This window comes from Rivularia sp. PCC 7116, assembly GCF_000316665.1.
Taxonomy (GTDB): domain Bacteria; phylum Cyanobacteriota; class Cyanobacteriia; order Cyanobacteriales; family Nostocaceae; genus Rivularia.
Genome location: NC_019678.1, coordinates 3,553,229 through 3,576,301, shown reverse-complemented (window position 1 = coordinate 3,576,301; position 23,073 = coordinate 3,553,229). Strand labels below are relative to the sequence as shown.

Annotated in this window: 23 protein-coding genes and 1 pseudogene; 10 read left to right on the top strand and 14 right to left on the bottom strand. The window is 39.5% G+C overall.

The features are described from left to right. Nucleotides 1–207: 207 nt before the first annotated feature. A complete protein-coding gene (locus RIV7116_RS14005; RefSeq protein WP_044290942.1) occupies nt 208–438 on the bottom strand; it encodes a hypothetical protein in 231 nt (76 codons plus the stop codon). Between the two features lie 700 nt (nt 439–1,138). Between RIV7116_RS14005 and RIV7116_RS36460 the strand changes: the two genes are divergently transcribed. Further along, complete coding sequence (locus tag RIV7116_RS36460) at nt 1,139–1,408, top strand: hypothetical protein (protein ID WP_052330811.1); 270 nt, start codon at nt 1,139–1,141, stop codon at nt 1,406–1,408. 51 nt (nt 1,409–1,459) lie between these two features. Continuing rightward, nucleotides 1,460–1,786 (top strand): bacteriorhodopsin, encoded by a 327-nt coding sequence (locus RIV7116_RS36455; protein ID WP_052330810.1) that lies wholly within the window; start codon nt 1,460–1,462, stop codon nt 1,784–1,786. Here RIV7116_RS36455 and RIV7116_RS13995 read toward each other — a convergent pair. Then, nucleotides 1,760–3,107: pseudogene (locus RIV7116_RS13995) on the bottom strand (IS110 family transposase). The gene RIV7116_RS36455 and the pseudogene RIV7116_RS13995 overlap by 27 nt on opposite strands. 846 nt (nt 3,108–3,953) lie before the next feature. Continuing rightward, on the bottom strand, nt 3,954–5,504 hold the full coding sequence (locus tag RIV7116_RS13990) for a hypothetical protein (RefSeq protein WP_015118953.1): 1,551 nt from the start codon (nt 5,502–5,504) through the stop codon (nt 3,954–3,956). Between the two features lie 88 nt (nt 5,505–5,592). On the opposite strand from RIV7116_RS13990, the gene tnpA reads away from it, so the two are divergent. Together tnpA and RIV7116_RS13980 are read left to right on the top strand one after the other, a co-directional pair. Next, the gene (gene tnpA / locus RIV7116_RS13985) at nt 5,593–6,012 is read left to right on the top strand and encodes an IS200/IS605 family transposase (RefSeq protein ID WP_015117032.1); all 420 of its coding nucleotides are present in this window, start codon (nt 5,593–5,595) and stop codon (nt 6,010–6,012) included. A gap of 625 nt (nt 6,013–6,637) precedes the next feature. Further along, a complete protein-coding gene (locus RIV7116_RS13980) occupies nt 6,638–7,792 on the top strand; it encodes a low specificity L-threonine aldolase (protein ID WP_015118952.1) in 1,155 nt (384 codons plus the stop codon). Nucleotides 7,793–8,031: 239 nt separating this feature from the next. Here RIV7116_RS13980 and RIV7116_RS13975 read toward each other — a convergent pair whose 3' ends face one another. From RIV7116_RS13975 to RIV7116_RS13950, 7 genes are all read right to left on the bottom strand, one after another. Continuing rightward, nucleotides 8,032–8,490 carry a DUF4288 domain-containing protein gene (locus RIV7116_RS13975; protein ID WP_015118951.1) on the bottom strand — a complete coding sequence of 153 codons (459 nt, stop codon included), beginning with the start codon at nt 8,488–8,490 and terminating at the stop codon, nt 8,032–8,034. A gap of 112 nt (nt 8,491–8,602) precedes the next feature. Then, the gene (locus RIV7116_RS34935) at nt 8,603–8,911 is read right to left on the bottom strand and encodes a DUF1272 domain-containing protein (protein ID WP_015118950.1); all 309 of its coding nucleotides are present in this window, start codon (nt 8,909–8,911) and stop codon (nt 8,603–8,605) included. A gap of 28 nt (nt 8,912–8,939) precedes the next feature. Continuing rightward, complete coding sequence (locus tag RIV7116_RS13970) at nt 8,940–9,164, bottom strand: zeta toxin family protein (protein ID WP_044290941.1); 225 nt, start codon at nt 9,162–9,164, stop codon at nt 8,940–8,942. A gap of 165 nt (nt 9,165–9,329) precedes the next feature. Next, nucleotides 9,330–9,599 (bottom strand): hypothetical protein, encoded by a 270-nt coding sequence (locus RIV7116_RS13965; RefSeq protein WP_015118949.1) that lies wholly within the window; start codon nt 9,597–9,599, stop codon nt 9,330–9,332. Between the two features lie 101 nt (nt 9,600–9,700). Next, nucleotides 9,701–9,925: a type II toxin-antitoxin system HicA family toxin gene (locus RIV7116_RS13960; protein WP_015118948.1), complete on the bottom strand. Its 225-nt coding sequence runs from the start codon at nt 9,923–9,925 to the stop codon at nt 9,701–9,703. Nucleotides 9,926–9,928: 3 nt separating this feature from the next. Further along, nucleotides 9,929–10,138, bottom strand: coding sequence for a type II toxin-antitoxin system HicB family antitoxin (locus tag RIV7116_RS13955; protein ID WP_015118947.1), 210 nt, complete (start codon nt 10,136–10,138; stop codon nt 9,929–9,931). 42 nt (nt 10,139–10,180) lie between these two features. Next, entirely contained in the window at nt 10,181–10,363 is a 183-nt protein-coding gene (locus tag RIV7116_RS13950) for a hypothetical protein (RefSeq protein ID WP_198287589.1), read from the bottom strand. A 290-nt stretch (nt 10,364–10,653) separates the two neighbouring features. On the opposite strand from RIV7116_RS13950, the gene RIV7116_RS13945 reads away from it, so the two are divergent. After that, entirely contained in the window at nt 10,654–12,864 is a 2,211-nt protein-coding gene (locus RIV7116_RS13945) for a phosphoketolase (protein WP_015118945.1), read from the top strand. A 152-nt stretch (nt 12,865–13,016) separates the two neighbouring features. Here the strand turns inward: RIV7116_RS13945 and RIV7116_RS13940 are convergent, their stop codons facing one another. Then, nucleotides 13,017–13,646, bottom strand: coding sequence for a TetR/AcrR family transcriptional regulator (locus RIV7116_RS13940; protein WP_015118944.1), 630 nt, complete (start codon nt 13,644–13,646; stop codon nt 13,017–13,019). A 502-nt stretch (nt 13,647–14,148) separates the two neighbouring features. Between RIV7116_RS13940 and RIV7116_RS13935 the strand changes: the two genes are divergently transcribed. The 4 genes from RIV7116_RS13935 (at nt 14,149) to RIV7116_RS13920 (ending at nt 17,170) form a co-directional block, all read left to right on the top strand. Further along, complete coding sequence (locus RIV7116_RS13935; protein ID WP_015118943.1) at nt 14,149–15,003, top strand: MerR family transcriptional regulator; 855 nt, start codon at nt 14,149–14,151, stop codon at nt 15,001–15,003. Between the two features lie 61 nt (nt 15,004–15,064). Beyond that, nucleotides 15,065–15,463: a DUF6326 family protein gene (locus tag RIV7116_RS13930; protein ID WP_015118942.1), complete on the top strand. Its 399-nt coding sequence runs from the start codon at nt 15,065–15,067 to the stop codon at nt 15,461–15,463. A gap of 182 nt (nt 15,464–15,645) precedes the next feature. Next, nucleotides 15,646–16,293, top strand: a complete 648-nt coding sequence (locus RIV7116_RS13925) for a class I SAM-dependent methyltransferase (protein ID WP_044290938.1) — start codon at nt 15,646–15,648, stop codon at nt 16,291–16,293. Further along, nucleotides 16,271–17,170 carry a class I SAM-dependent methyltransferase gene (locus RIV7116_RS13920; protein WP_232435798.1) on the top strand — a complete coding sequence of 300 codons (900 nt, stop codon included), beginning with the start codon at nt 16,271–16,273 and terminating at the stop codon, nt 17,168–17,170. The genes RIV7116_RS13925 and RIV7116_RS13920 overlap by 23 nt, the downstream gene beginning before the upstream one ends. A gap of 349 nt (nt 17,171–17,519) precedes the next feature. Here the strand turns inward: RIV7116_RS13920 and RIV7116_RS13915 are convergent, their stop codons facing one another. The 3 genes from RIV7116_RS13915 to RIV7116_RS13905 form a co-directional block, all read right to left on the bottom strand. Further along, on the bottom strand, nt 17,520–18,770 hold the full coding sequence (locus RIV7116_RS13915) for a calcium-binding protein (RefSeq protein ID WP_015118939.1): 1,251 nt from the start codon (nt 18,768–18,770) through the stop codon (nt 17,520–17,522). Nucleotides 18,771–19,223: 453 nt separating this feature from the next. Then, on the bottom strand, nt 19,224–19,949 hold the full coding sequence (locus RIV7116_RS13910; RefSeq protein ID WP_015118938.1) for an HAD family phosphatase: 726 nt from the start codon (nt 19,947–19,949) through the stop codon (nt 19,224–19,226). 9 nt (nt 19,950–19,958) lie between these two features. Further along, complete coding sequence (locus RIV7116_RS13905; protein WP_015118937.1) at nt 19,959–20,855, bottom strand: class I SAM-dependent methyltransferase; 897 nt, start codon at nt 20,853–20,855, stop codon at nt 19,959–19,961. A gap of 291 nt (nt 20,856–21,146) precedes the next feature. On the opposite strand from RIV7116_RS13905, the gene RIV7116_RS13900 reads away from it, so the two are divergent. After that, nucleotides 21,147–22,955 (top strand): RtcB family protein, encoded by a 1,809-nt coding sequence (locus RIV7116_RS13900; protein ID WP_015118936.1) that lies wholly within the window; start codon nt 21,147–21,149, stop codon nt 22,953–22,955. The last annotated feature ends 118 nt before the right edge of the window (nt 22,956–23,073 follow it).

Genomic DNA, 23,073 nt, shown 5'->3' with positions numbered 1-23,073 from the left:
AAAATACACATCTATACTGTTTCATTGATTAGTTAAGGAAAAGGTATATTCAGTTTAAATTGAGTCAAACAATCATGTTTAATTTTATATCGAGAATAGTGGGTTACATTTTTTCTAACGACAACCTGCTCGAAGGAACAAGTAAAAATATCTAAAGACGTAGTAGTGCTACGTCTTCATAATTATCCGAAAAGAACTTTTAAAAACTTAAAAATTAACAAGCAATTCCACCACATCTTTAACCGCGATACTTGCAAGCCTTTTCCCCGATAAATTTAATATTCCCACAGTTGTTTGTCCCTCAACCCAACTCGCTATTATTGTTTTTCGGTTATGAGTTACCGCAATAACTTGCCAGCAAGAACCATCAGCAATAGTAAATTCTAAATTCCACAACTGTTGATGTGGTAACAATTCAAAACTTTTGTCGTTTTCCAATATTTTATTGTTTGATTATTAATAAATTGATTTATTTAATATGGCTTCTTCTAAATAGCAACAGCATTTACCGCAGCTTTTATAGAAGCCAAGAATATTCTTTTAGTAAATATTATTGAAGTAACTAAGAATGTACAAGTAAACCAGAAAACATATAAACAAATACTATGGCTAGAGAAAATTAAGGAATAGTTGAGATGCTCCCGAAAAATTTAGGTATGAAAAGGTAAATATTAGTTTAACTAAATGGAATAATTTTGTTAAAGACGATTTAAATATACTAATAGAAATACAGTAAACATTATAAAAACTATGAAGGGAGGTACTTTTAAATTTAACCATCTCTTGGTTAATATTCCCTCAAACACCTTTTTTAACAGTAAATTCCATCAATATCTAATAAAAAAATGGAAATGACACAATTATAATTATCTCAACTGGTAGAGAATAAAGCAGCTATTAAAAAAATTATAGTTTATTTTTATTCTATCTTTTTTCTACGTACATTTCCGTACATAAAATACTGTAAATGTAGTCTGAAAAACTTGTTATTTACAGTACTTACTATGTATTATCCCTGTGAGGAAACAGTCAATTTCTCGGTAATTGAAAATTCGACTTTATTCTAATTAGACGCTTATATTTTGGGCATCTAATTTTTAATGCAGACATCACACATATCAAAGAATTAAAACTTTCAATGGTTAATTATTTAGCATCTATCCCTCCCTCACTTTCTTCAAGCCAATTTGATTTAGTCTACAATGCACTATCCTTATGCATTGCAGCAATGATTGGAGCAGCCCTATTTTTCTTTAACGCAAAGTCTGAAGTGGGTGATAAATATAAACCCGCTATAGTCATTTCGGGTGTGGTTGTTAGTATTGCAGCCTATCACTACTTCCGTATCTTTAATAGTTGGGAGGCTGCTTATGCTCTCCAAGATGGAATAGACCTCTCCGATAATTAGTTTGAAACCCTTGTGATTACTGGAATAAAACTTCATTTCCGGAGATGTCTAATGTATTTGACGACGGGTGAAGTGTTTAACGATGCTTACCGCTATGCTGACTGGATATTAACAGTACCATTACTTTTGACTGAAACTGTTGCAGTTTTGGCTCTCTCCAAAGAAGTTGCAAAACCACTGTTAATTAAGTTAGTCGTAGCATCTGTATTGATGATTGCTACAGGTTATCCTGGTGAAGTTTCAGATAGCGTAACTGCTCGCGTTATTTGGGGAACGATCAGCACTATCCCCTTTGCTTACATTCTTTACTTGCTGTGGATAGAACTGGGTAAATCGCTCGAACGTCAACTCCTAAGAAACACATTCGGTAGGTGTTGAAATAGCAGTAAGTTCAAAGCCAAAAGTGTTAGCTTTTTTCTTGAGATTTTTAAGTATCCTCTCTCGATACTTTTGCTCATAAGCATCTATCCCAGGGTCATTGTAGGCATCTCCAGATATCCAAAGACGGTAGAAAATGCGTGCGAGGAAGGTGAGCAGTAGCAGTAATGGCTTTTGGAGCGCCCATCCGTGACTGCATACGACGGTAATATCCACCCAAAGCGGAGTTGCTACGACATAAAGTTTGTGCAGCCATGCGGAAGGCAGTTGCAGCGCGATTAGCAACAGGACGAGTTTTAGAGCTTTTAACTTTACCGCCAGTAACACGGCTACCAGGACACAAACCGAGCCATGAAGTAAAATGTTTGACTGTAGGAAAGCGTGTGGGGTCTAAACCAACTTCAGAAAGTAATACTAAGACGCTTAAAGAACCCAAGCCGTCAATGGCTGTAAAATCAACACCACTAATACGATACAAATGGGTACGTAAATCAAATTGTGGTGCGTTACCTGGTTGCTTCTTGCCCCGACGTTTGGGTTTACTCAAAGGCTTTTTTTCAACGTCAACCTTATCAGTAAATGAAGCTAAACACTGCTCAATTTGAATGTCGCATTTTTGAATTTGAGCTTGATAAAATTCGTAAAGTTGTAGTTCTTGTTCAAGGATAAAAACTAATTCCGGACGATAATCTCCAGTTAAGGAAGCAGCTATTTGTTCAACGCTGGCTTTAATACGCCCATCCTTAAGAGCGGCTAATTTGATTGGGTTGCGTTCTCCAGACACAATTGCTTTAATAATACTCAAGCCAGTGGTACCCGTAATGTCGCTGATTACGCGATGCAACTGTATATTCATTTGTGTTAATGCTTTTTGCATCCTCTGTATGTGGATACAAGCACTTTTTATTAGATTATCTCTTTGACGTATGTAACTACGAAGCTTGCAAATTTGGTCTTCTGGACGAAAAGAACCAGAGAGTAAACCATAAGTATGTAACTGTTGTAGCCACTGACAATCTAGTACATCAGTTTTGCGACCAGGTACAGTTTTGACGTAGTGGGCATTCACAAGCTTAACATCAAAACCACGACTTTCTAGAACTTGAAATACAGGTATCCAATAAACGCCTGTTGATTCCATTGCTACAGTTTCAATATCACATTGCTTTAACCAATCTGCCATTGCATAGAGGTCAGGAGTAAAACAACTGAAATTGCGTATATTTTCTTCATCTCTTCCTACTGGAACACTTACCCAGTGCTTATCTGCACCAATATCAATGCCTGCGGCATTCGGGTTGATTTGGGAAAGTAAAGTCATATCCAAATCCTGTTCTTTCAGCTTTTTGCGCTTACTCATGGCATTCTGGAAGGATAGATTTATTATTTGGAAGGGGTGTACCATGCCTGGGTGGGCTAATAAATTTAATCTCCCGGCACGGGATAGTAGCAAGCTACTTCACCAATACTGTTGCCAATATCACCCAGAACCACGCTCACATTCGGACGAATAATGTACCAGTGTAATGACGGTGCAAAGCTATCATGGTACTTTTTTAGTGTATAAGTTATTGACCCTTTTATTTGATTTTTGTGTTTCTTTCATTCGTTGCGGGAGCGTTTTTTCGCGCCCGTTGGGCGCTCATATCTTGCACCATTGTCATTAAGCCTGAATACTTACCTTGTAAGCCGGAGGCTTTCTAGCCCGCACGCAATACCTACGGTAGCGACCCTAACCGCGTGAACGCAGAGAAATAAAAATCATCGGCTAATATACAAAGTACGTTAAAACGCACTCAAGTCATGCCTAGTCTTCTTTAGAAGACTTTTCATATTAGCCTGAGAATTTATTCTAAGGCGGTTGCTGAGAATGGTGCAAGATGTGAAATAAATACAACTTCTTGCACCATTCTCAAGAAGCCCAAAGAAACCCGGTTTCTAGTCGTGAAAGTATTATTCGGCAGGTTGTTAAATTAGAAATAAACCAGGTTTTTGCAACTGGTGCTGTTCGGTCAGATAAATTATACTGAACCTTATTTTTCTAAATATAATGTAATTATAAATACCCTAACCAAGGGTATTTTTTGCTGACTGTATATCTATAACTAAAACCAATAGAGTTGAGCCACTCCGCGCAATAAATTGACGCGGATTCAGGCATAGCCATCTAACTTTTCACCGCTTTTGTGGTTATCTGGTTAGAGGTTAGCACTTGGGTGGACAACTGCTCAGAGGAACTATGGTAGTTCTTGCGTTCGGACGCGCCTACTTGCCTTGCAGTTTGTTGATATTGCCGAAGCTCGGTGGGGGAAACTTCCCCCACCAGACTTCGCTTCCATGCGTCCACTAAGAGCGGCTCCGCCCTTGGATACTCGCGTAGAGCATCTTGCAATGAAAGCTGATCGCCATACACGTATCTACTCAGAAATGCGGAGAACAAGTCACGATGCATTGTAACCCCGGTAACATCTCGATGAACTCGCTCTGAGAGAGATTTTTTTATGCGAGTGCCATCAAGGTGGGTTTGTGAGAGTGCTGTTGTCTGAGTAGAAAACTGGAGAAAACAACCGCCAGCATTTTCGGCTTTGCGTTTGATTTCTGATTGAAAAAAGCCAGGAGACTTAGCAGCTATCGCTTTTCCATAACGCTTCTGCCATCCCTTGATACTAACTTTTTCAGTTTTGATTTCGTTGCCATGCCGTAAGATTTCATTTACAAGCCTACGGTTCTGGCACTTAGCATAATTTGCCTTGCGTCGTTCAAGCTCTGCTTTGTGGAGAGCAAGTGTGCGATAATTCTTTGTCCTTTTCCACGGTCTTCTACCTTTTAGAACCTTACCCTTCTTTGTGACGACTCGGTTTCCAACTTTCTTATCAAAGTCAGGCTCAAAATTATCAGGATTGTTGCTCCTCATTGAGCGCTGCATTTTACGCTGTAAGACTTTAATCTCGCGCTCATAGGTAGGAACCTTATCAGCAAAAGGTAGGAGTCCTGCTTGTTCGTCAGCCACAAAGGCTACATTGGAAATGTTAACGTCAAGTCCTACTACGCCTTTAGTTACGTAGTTTTGTGGCTTTTGATATGGTAAACCTTCGTTTACAAGCTGTACAAACCAGCGCTTTTTACCGTTTAAGTTGCGCCAGAGAAGACGGCAGTATTTTATCTTGGAGCGGAGTCCATGAGTTACAACTCGATTGCTCCAATCAATGATTGGCTCTAAAGTAAGTCCACACCATTGTACTTGTTCTTCCTTCCAGCAAAGTCCTTGTTTGTTTGACTTTCCTTCAACTGAGCGAAAGCGAGAGGGGACTTTAAATCGCACCTTACTACTTAGACCCAAGAGTATCTTATGAGCAGCTTGAAATGCTCTAGTAGCAAGTCTTTGTTGCGTGTTGGAATCAACGTTCTTGGCTATCCACTTACTTTGTTTGGCGGTAACAGTTGCAAAGCGATGGAGACTATACTCACTAAATTGAGCGCCATCTCTTGCCTGCTTAAATAGCTCCCGTCGCTCCTTTTTCTTAGTTTTACTGAGTTCTCTTGCTCTTAGGTATGGCGTAGACTTCCTTACTCGCTCAAGTCTTCTTAATGCTTCGTTAAGACAAGCATTGTAGAGTTGACGTGCTGCTTGAAAACGCGCTTCAAGCTTACGTTCTAAGAAGCTGTCAACTACCAAGGGAACTTCTGTGATGAACGAAGACGTTTTTGCTTTCGTCATACCTAGTAACGCTTTTTCTCCCAACCTATAAAAATAGTATCTTGCTATACTATTTTTGTCAACAGGTAGTGGCTATATACAATTCTTTATGAAACCTGTAACTAAGCAATTAGCCAGTAGGGAGTACCGTCATAATAATCACTCAGTTGGGAGTGCAACGGTTCATTTGGTCTGGATACCGAAGCGGCGAAAGCCGGTATTAGTGGGAGAGGTTAAGCAGCGACTCTACCAGATTCTGACTGAAGTTACTGCTGAGAAGGGGTGGTTCATTAAGGCGCTAGAGATTGCACCAGACCACGTACATATGTTGGTAGAACACGACCCAAGTACAGCAATTAACCAAATCGTAAAGGCATTAAAAGGCAGGTCGAGCAGAATTTTACGCAAGGAGTTTCCGCACTTGTTAAAAATCCCCGCTTTGTGGACTCATGCGTACTTTTATGACACTACCGGCAAGGTAAGTAGTGCCGTCATTCAAGACTATATTAACGACCCACATCATTACTAAACTAATGGCGAATAAATTCGCCCGTGTCGAATTTCCGCCCCGATTTAAAAATACGGGGCTACCATTCTCCCGCTACTTTTTCGGTGTGCCGCGAAGCGGCACACCTTGTCTAATATAACTGTATTAGTTAATAAAAAACTACTGTATTTTTTTGTTAGCGAGCGCAGTATTTTAGGTTAAGATGCACCGGCATCGCGTGGCTCTTACTCCTATCCCGCTCTAAGATTTCCTATAAAAATTTCTCCCTCACTCTCTCCCTCTCTCACTCCCTCCCTCAATCACTTAGGTAATCTTTTACCGGGAAGGGAGTAGATGCCTTAATAACTGCCTACCACTAAATTTTGAGAAGGTACAAATTTGAATTCGCTCAAAAGTGCATAATTGAAATTTTGTAATCCCTATAAAAAAACAGAAAGAGAAACCATTACTGTTTCCTTCAGATATTATCTATAATCGGAATCCCAAGTTAAGTTATTGCTCAACGAGATAGAGCATAAATTAATTATAAATTGTCAATATTTATATATAATTTACTAACTAATAAATCTCACAAATTGTCTAATGGTTAAGCATCTTTGCGTTAATAAACCCAAAACCACTATATACTAATAGGATAGGAGTAATTATGATTTCACTCACAAGCGATACAGAAACAAAGCCTACAAAAGGCATGCGACTGGCGATCGCCAATGCACCGGTTGGAGATGAGCAAAAAGGAGAAGATCCAACCGTTAACAAATTATTAGAACGGACTGCAGATTTACTGGGTAAAGAAGACGCTCTTTTCTTTGCATGTGGAACTATTTGTAATTTCGTATCAATTAAGACACATACTCGCCCTGGTGATGTGGTGCTAGCAGAACATATGGCGCACATAATTCGAGCTGAATCGGGGGGCGCAGCAATGACTTCTGGTGTATTAATGGAACCCATTGCCAGCGAAAGAGGGATTTTTACAGTGGATGATGTGCAACAAGCACTTGATAGAGTGGCAATAGCTCCTTACCTTTACTCTGCAAATCCACGGTTATTGTGCGTTGAGCAAACCCATAATTTTGCAGGAGGTACGGTTTGGCAGCTTGACGAACTACAGCAGGTGTGTGATTTTGCCCGTCAAAAAGGTTTAGCCACCCACATGGATGGAGCAAGACTTTTAAATGCAGTTGTTGCAACTCAAACTACAGCCAAGGATTTTGCTTCTTGTGTTGATTCTGTGTGGATTGACTTTAGTAAAGGACTAGGAGCGCCCATGGGTGCTGTTCTTGCTGGTACAAAGGAGTTCATCGCCCAAGCACGTCGATATAAACACATGTTTGGCGGCGCAATGCGTCAAGCTGGTATTATTGCAGCAGGTTGTCTTCATTCACTTGACCATCATGTTCAACGTTTACAAGAAGACCACAAAAATGCAACTTATTTGGCTCGACGATTGAGTCAAATCGAAGGAATTACAGTTAGAGACACTTCGCCGGATACAAACATTGTTTTCTTTGATGTTTCCGAACTGGGAATCGATACAGCTATGTTCCTTAATCTTTTACAAAAGCATGGTGTAAAAATGGGAGCCGTTGGTAAATCAATTCGGGCTGTTACTCATTTAGATGTTTCTTGGACTGATATCGAGGTTGCGATTGACGCTATTACCAAAATAGCCAGACCTTACGCAAATGTTGCAAGTAATGCTGCACAAAGCATACCAAGCGCTCAAAAAACTGTACTACAGAGTGCCCAGACAACTGTACTACAGACCGCCCAAAAAACTATACTACAGACTGCGTAATTCCTGATATAGATTTTGCTATTGATGCTACTCCCTTCCCGCTATAAAACAACCGAGAATGTATTATGTATAGTTACATGAGAGGTAATTTTGTCACCGGGAGAAGTAACCTGTTTTCCCAGAAGACTTGGAAACCATGTAAACTAAGGCAAAGGCAAATTTGTAGTAACGGATGATTTTAACACTTTATCAGAAGAGATTTTATTAGCATTTGAATCTGATACAGAATAAAATTTTATTTATTGTGAATTAACTTCATCTTCCCGAGCATTTATCATTCTCTGTACTTCTTCTAAAATCTCCTTACAGCCATAATTTGGTTCTGATGAATCTCTTGGTTTCCGTTTGCGAAAAATATTTAGCTCAGACTTCCCAGTAAGCATATCTTGGACTTCATCTTCAGAAACACCTATTTCTTCTTCAAACATTAATTCAGCACCGTGTTCTAAATCATCGTGAATAACATTTAAATCTCGTAATCCTCGATAGTACCAAGTAGCTTGCTGATTTTTATGATTAAAGTATGAAGCTTCACTTTCTTTACCAAGCTGTTCGGCTTTTTCAAAAGCTGATTGAGGTGAATCAGCACGAACTAGAATGATGTTAACATGAACAACATTACGCGGTTCTTGCTCGATTCGGCATTCCATTACGAGTTCTGCAATATACCATTTTGCATCTTCAGGAATATACGCCATTTTTAAACTCCTTCAAGAAACTTTTCAATACTCTGTTTCCAAAGCTGTTTATCAACGGTAACGAGTAAATTATGTCCTGCATCGGGAAAAATTACCTTACATCATCTCGAAATTACCGCAGTTCGGGAGATATGGAAAAAATGTTTTCTGCAAACTGCCTATGTGCTTGCAAATCTACCTGACGATGCTTATGCTGATTTGTAGCAGGATACTTGCCTAAATAATTATCATCTTTCCAATTATTTTTAGGTCTTATTGGTCTGGGAACAAACCCACCACCGCAATTGGGACATACATTCTTAAGGATTCCCTCGACACATACTCGACAGAAGGTGCATTCAAACGAGCAAATCCGAGCCTCCGTAGAATCAGGAGGTAATAGTGTTTTACAGTTTTCGCAAATAGGTCGTAATTCAAGCATTTTTATTATCCTTTGTTACTTATCAGTTTCAAAATTCAAGATAGTAATGTTGGGTTACGGCACGATTAATAAAAATTGTCGTTACAACTCTTAATTGAAAATCGTGTTTAACCCAACCTACATTGACAATCCAATGTTTAATGTTATCTCCTCGAATGCAAACCGAATTTTGAGATGATTGAGCAAGAAGTTTTGCTGTTGTTGATTTTCCTACTCCTGGCGCTCCGTTGATAATAACGATTGTACAAGTCAAAATTAATACTGTTAACTAAGTAAATTATCGTAGGTTTACACTAAGGACTTTAGTACTCAGATGTTGGTACTAAAGTCGGCAGGTAGAACTTTTAATTTCTTTTCCGCATTATACAAAAACGGATTAACTGTTATCAATTATCAAGTGAACTACTAATCGTAAAAATTAAAATCCACCAAAATCACTACCACCACAATCTCCACCACCATAACTGCTTCCACCATCGTAACTACCGCAATCGGAACCGTAACTTCCCGAATCGGAATAGTTAGAACTTCCGGAATCAGAACTGTAATCGTTACCGGAATATATATGATCGTTGTTCCAGTTGCTAGAAGAACTATGATGAGAATTATTTCTTCTACTGGAATTGTTTGATGGCAATAGAACCATTACTATTAAGCCAATGAATACTAAGGCAATAATTATTTCCATAATCCTTGTTTAGACTTCTCAAAGAAAGCATCTATGTGTATATCTGAGGATTTTGGAGAAATTACGAAAATTCTGCTATCACTTACCAATGATGTATTAAATTACCGCAACTCTAAAAATTCTTCAATTGTGAATTCAATGTCATTGGCTATCTGTTTTAAAAGTCTTGGAGAAATATCACGTCCTTTGTGAAACGGAACAGTTGTTCCTCTAGCGTCTTGATGACGAAACTGTTTGTGCGAACCTTTTTGACGAACTTCTACAAAACCGAGTTTTTCTAAAATACGTACAACTTCTTGTGGTTTTAAAACGGGAATGTTGCTCATAGTTCACTGAACCACAATCTGTTGGGTACCAACAAAATCCGTCTTGAATACTACTCTTTCATCTTCTAAAAGCATTTCAATTACTTCACGGAGATTTTCACGTAATTCGTCCAAAGTTTCTCCTTGAGAATGCGCTCCTGGAAATCCAGGAACATAGCCAACATAAATATTTGTGTCAGAATCTTGCTCGACAATTGCGGTGAAGATTTTCATAATTGCGATTATTTTTACTTAATTATTATGCCGCCTCTGTTATTACTTGTCTACTGTGATGAAAAATGCTTTTATTTGGTAATCTTCCCGTTCACTTTCAATAATAGTTTCTCCGTAGTGATGAAATTCTGCTCCCATCCCTCTATCTGAATCAGAACAGTAAGAATACCAATCCAAATCATCGCCACTGACCTCGAAAACTTCACCCGTTTTTGGAATTGTCAATTTAGCAATACCTGTGCACAACGGCGTACTTTCTTCCAACTGCTGTTGCTTCCAAAGCCCCACTTTTCCATAAACCTCAACCTATGGTTGACTTGATTGTAGCTTAGCTCTTATCACTCCCTGATAATCTCGACACTACTGCTTCTCCAATGCCCAATCCCCAATTCCCCATTGCCATTATTTATCTATACATAGAGAAATTACAATCAATGCCGATAACCGTTAAGTTGTAAAATTTTTGTTAAATAGAAAGCAGCATTTACAATTGATTCGTATATTAGGTTATCGGCATGACTGCAACAACACCAAAAGCTACATCTGCTCCCAAGTTTTGCGAGGGTATTCAATATTTTGGGGAAGCTCTACCAAATTTTGATAAATACTGTAAGGAAAGCGCGATTCCTGTAGGTAAAACTTCTATTAGCGATACTCAAGACACTGCGGCTATTTACCAAACTTTACTTTATGCCGATGCTTTACGTTATTTGACTCTACAGGTTACTGGAAGTAAAGCTTCTGGGCACCCCGGTGGTTTTGCTTCTCAAGCGGAAGCTTATGCTGCTTTGGTAATGTTGGGACACAAGAATATTTTGACTGAAGTGGGACACCATGCTCCCGGTTTTTATAGTGCCATGTTTCTCGACCGTTCCCTAGAGGACATGGAGATTACGACTGTGCAGCAGTTGCGGGAACGTTTTCGCGAAAAGCACGGGCTTTTAGGACACCTTTCGGGGATGATTCCCGGTATTCTCGCACCTGCGGGACCTTTAGGTCAAGGTCAGCATTTTGCAATGGCTGCTGCTTATTTAAATCGCGATAAGTTGTTTCCCTTTACCGTTGGTGATGGTGGTTTGGGTGAACCTTATATTATGAGTGCGATGGCTCATTTTAATACTGCTTTTCCTAAAATTACTAATTTCCTTCCCGTGTTGGTGTGGAATGGTTACTCTCAGGAGCATCACAGTATGGTTTCTTTGAAAACCAATGATGAAATGGGGAATTACTGGGTTGGTAACGGTTTTGAAGAAGTTGTTTTAGTTGATGCTAAGGACTTTGACGATAAAAATCAGCCAGGAGATTATGTAAATAGTACCGAATTTTCCTTTGAGAAAAGATTGCAGTTTACTAAAGCTGTGTTGGAAGGAGTTGATAAAGCTGCTAAGTCAGCACTCAGTGGTAAATTAACTGTATTTATTATTAAACAACTCAAAGGTTCTGGGGTTCACGCTACAGGTTCTAAATCCCACAATCTTTATCCCAAGGATACTTTAGATGCGGCTCATATGGTCGAAGCTTTGAAAAAACGCGCTCTACCAGTGGAAGCTTGGGAATTAGTTAGAAACAATTGCGATCGCGCTGGTGGTGGTCCTGCTGGAAAGACTGCTGTGACTGAGTTTGAGTTAGAATTACCTAAATTGGGCGAGTTGCCTTTACAAGAGTTTGCAGTTGGTGGAGAGCCGAAAGTTTCTACTACCGCGATGGGTGTTTTAGTTGGTAAAGTTGGACAAGCTGACAAGAATTTCTTAGTTACCAATGCTGACGGAAACGCTGCATCGGGTATTGGTAATATCAACCAAGCTTTAAAAATTATTCATCCCACCCAAGATGATATTTACAATCAAGCACCACAGGGACAAGTTTACGAACCCTTGAGCGAAGACGCTTGTGCTGGTTTAGCTGCTGGTTTATGCTTGATGGGCGGACGCAGTTTGTGGTGTTCTTATGAATCCTTTGCCATCAATGGTTTACCAATTTGGCAAACTGTAACTCAAGCAATGGCTGAATTACGTCGTCCAACCCCTTCCACAGTCACCTTATTTACCGCAGGTGCATTAGAGCAAGGGCGCAACGGCTGGACTCATCAACGTCCGGAAATCGAAGCTTACTTTGCTTCCATGATGCGTAACGGTAATATTTTCCCATTATTCCCTACCGATGCTAACAGCATTCAAGCTTGTTACGAATGGGCTTTAACTACCAAGAATAAAGGAATTGTGATTACTGCAAGTAAATCACCTTTACCAATACGCACCACCTTAGAACAAACCCGTCAAGGATTGAAAGATGGTGCTGTAGTATTGCAAAACACTGATGGGAATAAGAAAGTTGTCTTTGCGGTTATTGGCGATATGATGTTAAAGCCAGTATTTGAAGCAGCAGAACATCTGCAAAAATCAGGTATTGGCGTAAAAATCGTTTCCGTAATTAATCCCCGTCGTTTATATCGTCCCGACGATACAGCATGGGATACCTGCTCGCAACCAGACGGTAATTTTATCGATGATGCCAAATTTGCTCAATTTTTCGATGGAGATGCATTGATTGGCGCAACTGGCGGCGCTCCAGCGATGTTAGAGCCTATAATGCTGCGTAGTAATTGTAAGCGAGATACCTTGTCCTGGAAACGTGGGGAAACCACATCAAGCGCAGGTCAGTTGATGGGCTTCAACGGTTTGACAGCCGAAGCTTTGAAAGAAAAAGCCATGAAATTGGTTAACTAAAATTCGTTCGTAGTTGCGCTTTAGCGCCAATTATGTAGAGTGTTAAAGCACAACTACGAACAAAGTATTCATAAAGGTTTTGTTAGGGTTGAAAACGCGAATTATTACGGCGAAGCCCAAGCAGAGAAAAGAATTCATGATGCTTCTGAGGACTAAACCGAGAAGTAGCTTTGTAAATAAAACAAAGTCAGCCGCTTTGATTCTTTAACCAGTCGTTGACGGAAATCAGGAGCTTGTCCCAAAGATAGCCACATTAAATTACCCATTGCCTTGATTAACACAAAAGCGATCGCCTCATAATCTTCCACCTTTAATGATGCATTCCGTTTCGGTAAAAGTTTTGCGAATGTCTGAATCATCTCAGCATCAGCAGCAGCATCCAGTTCTGGCATCGTCGCTTGCACTTCCATAAAAACAGCGTAATAACCCGGATGCTCGGAAAAAAATTGCTCTATTCCATCAGTTATCCGATCCACATAATCAGCTAAAGGAATCTGTGTCATTTCAGGGGTGTCAAAGCTTTGCAACTGCTGGTGAAGCAGGTTACTATATCGCTCGGCTAAAGCCTGCAAAATAGCTGCTTTATCTGGAAAAAATTGGTATAACGAACCGATGGGAACTTTTGCTTGTGCTGCGATTTCCTTAGTTGTGGCTGCCGCGTACCCCTTTTCAATAAACATCTCTTCCGACACATCCAAAATTCGATTAACCCGCTCCACGCTACGAGCTTGTGTTGGTTTGCGACGAGTTCTAGCTTTGGATTTTGACGAACTTTCTGCCATTGTTTTTGGCATCCTTTTGAGAAAACATGAGTAATATTCGCATTATAGCTGTTTGACTATTCTTGGGACAAGCGGCTTATGTCCGTTCATGTATAGAAAAACCTATAACCTCTGCTGTGCAGAAGTCTTGAAGAAGGCAGTCCCCATAAAAAAATAATTGTCACCAGCAATTACCTAAGTCTTATTATTCTTTCCCACTGCCGACTGCCGATTGCCGACTTAGAAGTCAGTCCCGATGAAAAACAATTTATGCCCTACGGGCACGCTTTGCTAACACCACCATATATGAAAGAATATTCTCCCCCTGCTCTTTCAAGTCAGAAGGAACTCTCTCCGAGACGTTACACGAACGACCATCGCTTTTGCCTTCCCACAGGGTTTTTACCTGCCGCTGACCTCAACCGTTAGCAGTATTGTTAAGTTTTTTTTCATCCCCCTAGCTCTTCACGCTACGTCACCCCCTATCTTTAGAAATATAGAAAATAAAATAAACGAAAACATCATGTACAGCATTGGAGAATACGCTCGCATCGCCCAGGTTTCAAAGCGACTGTTGCGTTACTACGATGAAATCGGTTTGTTTCAACCCGTCAAACTAGATTCTGAAACTGGGCATCGCTACTATAGCGCTAGTCAACTACCAGAACTCAATCGCATTCTTGCACTTAAAGATTTGGGGTTATCATTAAATCAAATTCAAAGGTTTGTCCGAGATGATATTTCCCCCGCAGAAATTCAGGGGATGTTGTCCTTAAAAAAAGCAGAGTTAGAACAACAGGTACTCGAAGAACTACAACGCATCCGTACCATTGAGTCCCGCCTCAAGCAAATTCAAGATCGGGATAGCTTAGTAAAGGATGTAATAGTCAAACAAGTTCCTCAACAAAAGCTTATTGGAATACGTAAAGTCTTACCAACAAATGATTCGGGAGAAAATTTGTTCGGGTCTGTGATAAATACTCTTCCTGAGAAAAATAATAGCATCTATGGAGCGATGACAATTGTCGTGCATGGGGATGGAGTAACGAGCGATCGCACCGATCTCGAACTGGGACGGTTACTCCATAAAACGAATCATGCTCCCCTCACTACCTACGACGGTTTGACCTTGGATACGCGATCGCTGCCCTCGGCAACAATGGCAACATTGATTCCTCCAACAGGCTGCTGTGCCAGACTTCTGGGGCACAACGCGATTGGTGAATGGGTTGAAGCCAATCACTATGCTTTTGCCGGTCCTGTAAGGTTAGTTTTTCTGGAATTGCCCAAACAACCAGGGGATTCAGACTTTGTAACGGAAATTCAATTCCCCATCCGCAAGCGGACAGCCGATCTGAACTTGCTATCAATAAACTAGCACTCTTGTCAGCAAGAGGTAGATATAAATGTCAATATCTTTCAAAAACAGGAGTATCACCATGATTTCCAACCACAAAACCATCGGAATGGATATCAAAGCTTTGCTTTCCACATTATGGATATTTGTACTGTTTAATATGATTTTCCGAGACCTTCATGAGTTTGGTAGACCTGGGTTTCTAGAGGAAATCATGACAGGAATCGTAAACGGCGTTCAAATAACTGAAGGACTTATGCTGATAGGCGGAATCATGGCGGAAATTCCGATTTCTATGGTTCTTCTGTCTCGGGTTTTAAAGTATAAAATAAATCGCTGGGCAAACATCATTGCAGGTGCAATAACAATTGCGATTATTATACAAAATGGCGTAGGGGATCTGGATGATATGTTCTTTGCAACGATAGAAATTGTGTCTCTGTCAGTAATTGTTTGGTGTGCATGGAAGTGGCACAAATAAGAATTATCAGCAAATTTTGGATAAAAAATATAGGACTTACGTAACTGGCTGCTTTTTCTTGTAGGGTGCTTGTACATTGACTGATTCAGAACGTAGTAATAAGGGTTGTAGTGTCACGCACCAACAGCATATTATGAGAATTGCGTAACTCCTGAAATACATGAAAAAATATAAGGAGAGATATGATGAGTTCAGTTAAATTTTGGGACAAAATCGCAGATAAGTATTCAAAAGAACCTATTGCTGATGAAGCAGCTTACCAGAAAAAATTGCAGGTCACTCAAGAATACTTAAAACCTCATATGGAAGTATTAGAGTTTGGTTGTGGAACCGGAAGTACTGCTATTATTCATGCTCCCTATGTTAAACATATTCGCGCAATAGATTTCTCGTCAAAAATGATTGAAATTGCCAGAAGTAAAGCAGATGCACAAAATATCAAAAATATTACTTTTGAAGAATTAACTATCGATGAATTAAAGCTTTCCCATAGTAGTTTAGATGTTGTTTTAGGTCTGAGTATTTTACATTTATTAGAAGACAAAGAAGCTGTAATCAATAAAGTCTATAAGATGCTGAAACCGGGAGGAGTTTTTGTCACTAGTACGGCATGTCTTGGAGATAGTATGAAATGGTTTAAGTATATTGCACCGATTGGAATATTCTTTCGTTTGATACCCTTAGTAAAGGTTTTTACTGTCAAGGAATTAGAGAACAGTTTAACTGATGCTGGTTTTAAAATTGACTACCAATGGCAACCGGGTAAAATCACGAATAAAGGAGTATTTAAATTAAAAGCGGTTTTTATTGTGGCGAAAAAAGCTGAGTAAAACCTCTTCCCAACTAACAATTAAATGCAGCCGGAGCAAACAGTCGAACATTAATGATTTTCCTAAATTGAGAATTGGATATCACAAACTAAAAATTATGGAAGCAATGGAATGGACAATCGGATGGTGGCGAGTCTCTCTTCAACGAGTTTATCCTACAGCCACGCAACTGTCTCAAACCTATGATAAGGCTGCTCTGGGGTGGCATGAGCATCTTCGTCTTCTCGGACATTGCCATGCCTATCGGCAGATGTGGAAATCGCTGAAAGATGCTGATATTCTGCCTGACTGGCAAGACAATTTGACGGGCACCCTTAAAAGTTTTTCCAGGAGGAAAAAACTTTTAAGGGAACCCTTGACGATTTGTGATTGTGGAATTGGCACAGCAGCATTTAGCCTTGCATTTGCTCAAACTATCAATCCAACAACGCACATTACTGGAGTTGATATTTCGTCTGGGATGCTTGAAATTGCTCATCAAAAACTAAGTCAAACAAATATTAATCATCAAATCTGTCAAAGTGATGTGAGGAGTTTACCATTTGCAGACGAATGCTTCGATGGTGTCATCAGTGCCCACGTGCTTGAACACTTGCCTAATCCAGAACAGGGGTTAAAGGAAATAGTAAGAGTTTTACGTCCAGGGTCACCATTAATCCTCGCTGTTACTCAGTGTAATTTATTAGGCAGGTTGATTCAGTGGCATTGGGGCAATCGTTGTTTTTCTCAAAAAGAAGTTTCAGATTTGATGTATAAAGCAGGACTGACAAATATCCAGTGTTTTCCCTTTCCAATGGGACTAACTCGCCTCATGAGCTTTGTTTGTATCGGATTTAGAAGCTCCATGAACAGTACTTGTCTATCGAGGTTTGAGTAGCTCAATCGCCCATGTCCTTACGGACAGGCTCCGCTAACACTCTGGCTATGGTGGGGCTACTTAAACAAAGCCCCTCCGGGTATCTCCCTCCGGGAGACGCTCCGCGAACACTAGTTTGGGGGACCCAAACCGACACCCCCAACTAGATTCACCGTCTACACGGGCTTTCATAGGGGCGCATCTTTATAAAGAAATGGGGCGTTGCTGAATCCGGGTATGAATTTATTTTTTCCTTCATAGTTATGTCCCCTAAATCCCCCTTCTTTGGGGGGCTTGAAATTATATTTCTCCACCAGAATTGGGGGTTGGGGGCTATTCGTACTTTTAATCAGCAACGCCTTTTAATTTATTACAAAACAATATCTCTCTCAATAGCAAAATCGTTCCCCGCTCCAAATTGGACTATTAGCTGATTTTGGAAGAATAATTGATTGTTTTGATAAGTCAAATCCTCAATTTTAGCGCTGAAACCAAAGCTGAGTTTGTCACCTTGAAAGAACTGAAAGTCTGTAATTGTATCAAAACCTTCGACAATAAATAAGTCTGCACCTCTGCCACCACTTAAAATGTCGTTACCAGCGCCACCAGACAGAGTATCTTCTGATAAACCGCCACGAAGACTATCGTTTCCAGCGCCGCCGAACATAATGTTTGATTGGAAGGTGCTACCGGTTAAAGTGTCATTGCCAGCACCGCCGCGTAGTGTATCTATTCCCTCACTGCCACCACCACCAAACAGATTATCATCCCCTGCACCACCTAATAAGCTATCGTTACCCAAGCCACCGTCTAAGGTATCATTACCGTTACCACCAGAGAGATTATCATTTCCTGCATCACCAAATAACTTATCGTTACCAGCGTTGCCCGAAAGAGTATCTTGCCCTGCACCACCACGCAAAGTATCTCTACCGTTGCCGCCAGATAGATTATCGTTGCCGTTACCACCTAATAAACTATCATTTCCAGCATTGCCGAATAAGTTATCGTTACCAGCATTACCCGAAAGAGTATCTCTACCCTTACCACCACGTAGAGTATCTCTACTGTTGCCGCCAGACAAATTATCGTTACCGTTACCACCTAAAAGACTATCGTTTCCTGCATCACCAAATAAGTTATCGTTACCAGCGTTGCCCGAAAGAGTATCTTGCCCTGCGCCACCACGTAAAGTATCTCTACCGTTGCCGCCAGACAGATTATCGTTGCCGTTACCACCTAATAAACTATCATTTCCAGCATTGCCAAATAAGTTATCGTTACCAGCATTGCCTGCAAGAGTATCTCTACCATTGCCACCGTTTAAAGTATCTCTACCGTTACCACCAGACAGATTATCGTTACCTATAGAACCTACAAGGGTATCCTTTCCCGCACCACCACGTAAAGTATCGCTACCCGAGCCACCATCAAGACTGTCATTTCCTGTACCACCGAAAAGATTATCCCTATTTTCGTTGCCAAATAAAGTGTCATTGCCAGCGTTTCCTCGCAATGTATCGTTACCTCTTAAACCAATAACCGTATCATTCCCTGCTAAAGCGTTAATAAAATCAGCAGAATTTGTTCCTATAAGGAAATCATTATTATTAGTAGCCATATGAAGACTCCTTTTTGTTAAATACTGAAAAGCTTATGTTACTAGTGGTTGTTCGGACAAAAATAAGCTTTTGTTTGCAACCTTTTGACTACTACTATTATGAATTTAAATTTTTACTGACAAATAAAATTCGCTGACTATCGATATTATTTGTTACATTATAGTAAATTTTTGATACCGATGATTAGATTAATTAATATGCAAATAATCAAATACAATCCTAGCGTGACTTATTTGTGTAATAGCCGAATATGAATTTCAACCGCGATTTCGTTAAATAAGCTATTCTTTTGTTTCGCTTACAAAAATACATTTGCCGATAAAATAATGTTAAAAACAATTAAGTAGACAAATCAAAATTTACTAACACAACTTATATAAATAAAGCAAACAATTAAAATCACAAAATACACTCACCCAGATTTTAAGGTTGAATAAGCGCAATTTTAAAACCTATTCTTCTTCGGTAGCTGATTCAATTGCTGTAGAAGAATAAAGCTTTTCTATTCTTTCTAGTTCTAATTCGTTTAAATAATCCACAGTCCAGTTCGCTTGACGCTGTAACATGTGGAATGGGTAAGTATTCGCAACTCCCACTACTTTCATTCCTGCTGCTTTTGCTGCTTGAATACCGAAGAGGGTATCTTCAACTGCCAAACACTCGCTTGCTTGCAGATTTAATTCTGGATGCTCCTGACTCAAACGTTCGACTGCAAGTAAATAACCGTCGGGTTTTGGTTTGCTGGTTGTGATGTCGTCGGCTGCAATTATAATCTGAAAATATTTGGCTAATTCGGATTTTTCAAGAACTAAATCAATTTCTTGACGAATCGCACCGCTAACTATTGCTAATTTTAAATTACTCGAACGCAATTTAAATATTAAATCGCTTAAACCGGGGTACAAAGGCAGTTTTTCTAAAGTTTCTATTTGCTCGACGTAACTTTGAGCTTTTTTTTGCTGTAATTTTGTTAAATACTCTTCGGAAGCGACTCTCCCACGGCTAGCTAATATATCTCGTAAACAAGCTCTGTCACTACGCCCCAAGCATATTTTCTGATACTCACCCCGTTTGAGTACCAGATTTTCTGCGAGCAAAATTTCTTCAATCAATTGCTGGTGAATTGGCTCATCGTTGATGATAACACCATTAAAATCAAAAATAACTGCCTTTATCATGCTTTATTTCTATGCTGGGGACGGAAAACCAAAGCTATCATCTAATGTACTATTAGATAGGTTCGGAGTATAGCGGTGAATATTGTTCTCATTTGTTGCATTTTCGGCTGAAATCGGTTTGATACCGCTAGTTACCTGATTTACGAACCATACATCTTCGGTTCGTATTGCTGCAAATCCCGCAGCACCCATATTCGCATCGGTACTATCGGCTGCATATTCCTGAATATAAGGTTCTTCAAAAATATTATTCACCCATTCTAATTGACGCAAAGTTTTCTGATTACCATCTTGTATTAAAACTTGTCCTCCAGGTACCAATAACCGAAAACATTCGTGCAAAATATTTTGGGCTACACTGGTTGGAGTTTCATGGAACAATAAAGAAGCTGTAACTAAATCAAACGAAGCATCAGCAAAATTTGTATTTTCGGCGTTTCCCTGTCGCCATTCGATATTTAAACCAGCATCCTGAGATTTATGGAAACTTCTGAGCAACATATAAGGAGACAAATCTAATCCAATCACTTCCGCATCCGGGAAAGCCTGCTTCAACATAATAGTTGTCGAACCCGTACCGCAACCTAAATCAAGAATACGTCTTGGTTTTACCTTTACCGCATCAATTAAAGCTTGACGAATCCAAGTTTCATTTGGCGGTAAAACATATTGAGTTACCGCATCGTAAGTTACCGCAGCACCGGGATTTAAATATCCTTTTTCTACTCCGTGAAAATTTTGCGAACTGTAGTACTCGGGAATCACAACATCATCCCTTCGGAAGCGATCGCTTTCTTTTTCCCAATCCACGCTTTCCGAATAGCGCCGCAATCCTTCCCCATCAATCAATAAACTAAATACCGGAGATAAAAAACGTTCCCAAATTGTATCTTCTCGAACTGCCATTTCTATAGATCCTTAATTATTAAGCTCAAAATAAAACTATTTTCTTAAAAAATTTTAATATACATTTGATAGTTTTGTGTGTTTACATTTTTAGACTACAGATTTGACATTTCCAAAACTCATACTACAATGTAATACATAGGCTGATAATTAAGACATGGTTTGCAGTAACCATGACCAAGCTATTATTCATTTAACTCATATTTTAAAAACTGTCGATGCTTAGTTTTAAAGAAAGAACATCTATATCTCAAATATTCCGCAAAACCTAAAAAAATCTAAAATAGAATTATGCCTTATAACAAGTTAGAGCTATCAACAGAATCTCCCGTATTATCCTGGGCTAACCACGAATTAAAAGACAATGAAACCCAGATGGCGAAGAACGTAGCATCGCTACCTTTTGTATTTAAACATGTAGCATTAATGCCCGACGTGCATTTAGGAAAAGGCGCTTTAGTTGGTTCGGTAATTGCTACGAAAGAAGCGATTATTCCGGCGGCTGTGGGGGTTGATATTGGTTGTTTTGTTGGAAATACTTTAATCCCTTTAGTTGATGGAAAATCTTATCCTTTAAAAGAGTTAGCGAGCAAGAATGAAGAATTTATTGTATATGCTTGTACTCCAACAGGGAAAATTGTAGCGGCGAAAGCTACCGCTAAATTGACAAGAAAAAATGCGTCTTTAGTAAAAGTAATTTTAGATAATGGCGAAGAAATTATTTGTACTCCAGACCATCAATTTATGTTGCGGGATGGAACTTATAAAGAAGCACAATATCTTCAAACTGAAACATCTTTGATGCCCTTTTATTCTCAAGTAGATAAAGATGGTTATACTTTAATTTCTCAGCCATATTCTGGTAGGTGGCAAAAAGCAGATAAGATAATTGCAGATGAACAAGAAACTGTAACATCTTATAATAAATCTCGCACGGCTGTACTAACTAAACCCGTACAAACTTATTTCATGAAGTCCTCGAAGGAGGACTTTGTTCCTGTAGCCCCAGACTTCCAGTCTGAGGGTAATGTAGTTGACAACCATAAAGTAGTTGCTGTTGTACCTATAGACTATAAAGAAGATGTTTATTGTTTAACAGTACCTGAATATCATAACTTTGCTTTGAAAGCGGGTGTGTTTGTTCATAATTGCGGCATGGGTGCTATAAAAACCCCATTTAAAGGCGAAAAATTAGAAGGTAAACTAAAGAAAATTCGCCTTGATATTGAAGCAGCAATTCCTACTGGTTTTAACGAAAATAAAGATTTGGAAAAAGCTGTAACCAACTGGCAAAATTGGAGCGATTTTAAAGACTTGCATAGTGGAGTGCAAGATTTAGAAAGTAAAGCTATGAAACAGTTGGGTTCCCTTGGCGGAGGGAATCATTTTATTGAAGTTTGTGTAGATACAGAAAATCAAGTTTGGCTGATGCTGCATTCTGGTTCCCGTAATATTGGCAATAAATTGGCACAGTATCATATTAGTACGGCCAAGGATTTAGCTAAAATGGCAGATGCTAATTTACCAGACAAAGATTTAGCTCATTTCGTCACCGGTACCCCAGAATTTGAAGCTTATTGGCGCGATTTGCAATGGGCACAGGAATACGCTCGTTTCAACCGAGATGTAATGATGTCAAGGTTTAAAAAGATTATTGAAAAGCATTTAGCTGGTGGAAAAGCTTTTAAACCTTTGTTAGTAGTAAATTGTCATCACAATTATTCTGAAAAAGAAGTGCATTTTGGTGAAGATGTCTACGTTACTCGTAAAGGGGCGGTGAGAGCGCAGAAAGAAGACTACGGAATTATTCCCGGTTCAATGGGGGCAAAATCATATATTGTTAAGGGTAAAGGTAACGTTGAAAGTTTCTGTTCTTGCAGTCATGGTGCTGGCAGGTTAATGTCAAGAACTAAAGCAAAGAAAGCCTATACGCTTGATGATTTAATTGAGCAAACTAAGGGTGTAGAATGTCGTAAAGATGAAGGAATTTTAGATGAAATTCCCGGAGCTTATAAACCGATTGAACAAGTAATGGAAAATCAGTCGGATTTAGTCGAAGTTGTCGCCACTTTAAAACAAGTTCTTTGCGTTAAAGGGTAATTAATTATTAACTTTTGTAGGGTGCGTTATAAACGGAACGTTTTAACGCACCGATTGACTGTGCATGGTGCGTTACGCTCCGCGATAACACACCTTACTTTAATATCATATCTGTATC

Excerpts from the sequence above, each read along its gene's own strand:
- RIV7116_RS13900 (WP_015118936.1), top strand. The coding sequence starts at position 21,147 with ATGCCTTATAACAAGTTAGAGCTATCAACAGAATCTCCCGTATTATCC.
- RIV7116_RS13980 (WP_015118952.1), top strand. The coding sequence starts at position 6,638 with ATGATTTCACTCACAAGCGATACAGAAACAAAGCCTACAAAAGGCATG.
- RIV7116_RS13955 (WP_015118947.1), bottom strand. The coding sequence starts at position 10,138 with ATGAAAATCTTCACCGCAATTGTCGAGCAAGATTCTGACACAAATATT.
- RIV7116_RS13965 (WP_015118949.1), bottom strand. The coding sequence starts at position 9,599 with ATGGAAATAATTATTGCCTTAGTATTCATTGGCTTAATAGTAATGGTT.
- RIV7116_RS13975 (WP_015118951.1), bottom strand. The coding sequence starts at position 8,490 with ATGGCGTATATTCCTGAAGATGCAAAATGGTATATTGCAGAACTCGTA.
- RIV7116_RS13910 (WP_015118938.1), bottom strand. The coding sequence starts at position 19,949 with ATGATAAAGGCAGTTATTTTTGATTTTAATGGTGTTATCATCAACGAT.
- RIV7116_RS13990 (WP_015118953.1), bottom strand. The coding sequence starts at position 5,504 with ATGACGAAAGCAAAAACGTCTTCGTTCATCACAGAAGTTCCCTTGGTA.
- RIV7116_RS13915 (WP_015118939.1), bottom strand. The coding sequence starts at position 18,770 with ATGGCTACTAATAATAATGATTTCCTTATAGGAACAAATTCTGCTGAT.
- RIV7116_RS13945 (WP_015118945.1), top strand. The coding sequence starts at position 10,654 with ATGACTGCAACAACACCAAAAGCTACATCTGCTCCCAAGTTTTGCGAG.
- RIV7116_RS13930 (WP_015118942.1), top strand. The coding sequence starts at position 15,065 with ATGATTTCCAACCACAAAACCATCGGAATGGATATCAAAGCTTTGCTT.
- RIV7116_RS13960 (WP_015118948.1), bottom strand. The coding sequence starts at position 9,925 with ATGAGCAACATTCCCGTTTTAAAACCACAAGAAGTTGTACGTATTTTA.
- RIV7116_RS34935 (WP_015118950.1), bottom strand. The coding sequence starts at position 8,911 with ATGCTTGAATTACGACCTATTTGCGAAAACTGTAAAACACTATTACCT.
- RIV7116_RS13935 (WP_015118943.1), top strand. The coding sequence starts at position 14,149 with ATGTACAGCATTGGAGAATACGCTCGCATCGCCCAGGTTTCAAAGCGA.
- RIV7116_RS36455 (WP_052330810.1), top strand. The coding sequence starts at position 1,460 with ATGTATTTGACGACGGGTGAAGTGTTTAACGATGCTTACCGCTATGCT.
- RIV7116_RS13905 (WP_015118937.1), bottom strand. The coding sequence starts at position 20,855 with ATGGCAGTTCGAGAAGATACAATTTGGGAACGTTTTTTATCTCCGGTA.
- tnpA (WP_015117032.1), top strand. The coding sequence starts at position 5,593 with ATGAAACCTGTAACTAAGCAATTAGCCAGTAGGGAGTACCGTCATAAT.
- RIV7116_RS13925 (WP_044290938.1), top strand. The coding sequence starts at position 15,646 with ATGATGAGTTCAGTTAAATTTTGGGACAAAATCGCAGATAAGTATTCA.
- RIV7116_RS36460 (WP_052330811.1), top strand. The coding sequence starts at position 1,139 with ATGGTTAATTATTTAGCATCTATCCCTCCCTCACTTTCTTCAAGCCAA.
- RIV7116_RS13940 (WP_015118944.1), bottom strand. The coding sequence starts at position 13,646 with ATGGCAGAAAGTTCGTCAAAATCCAAAGCTAGAACTCGTCGCAAACCA.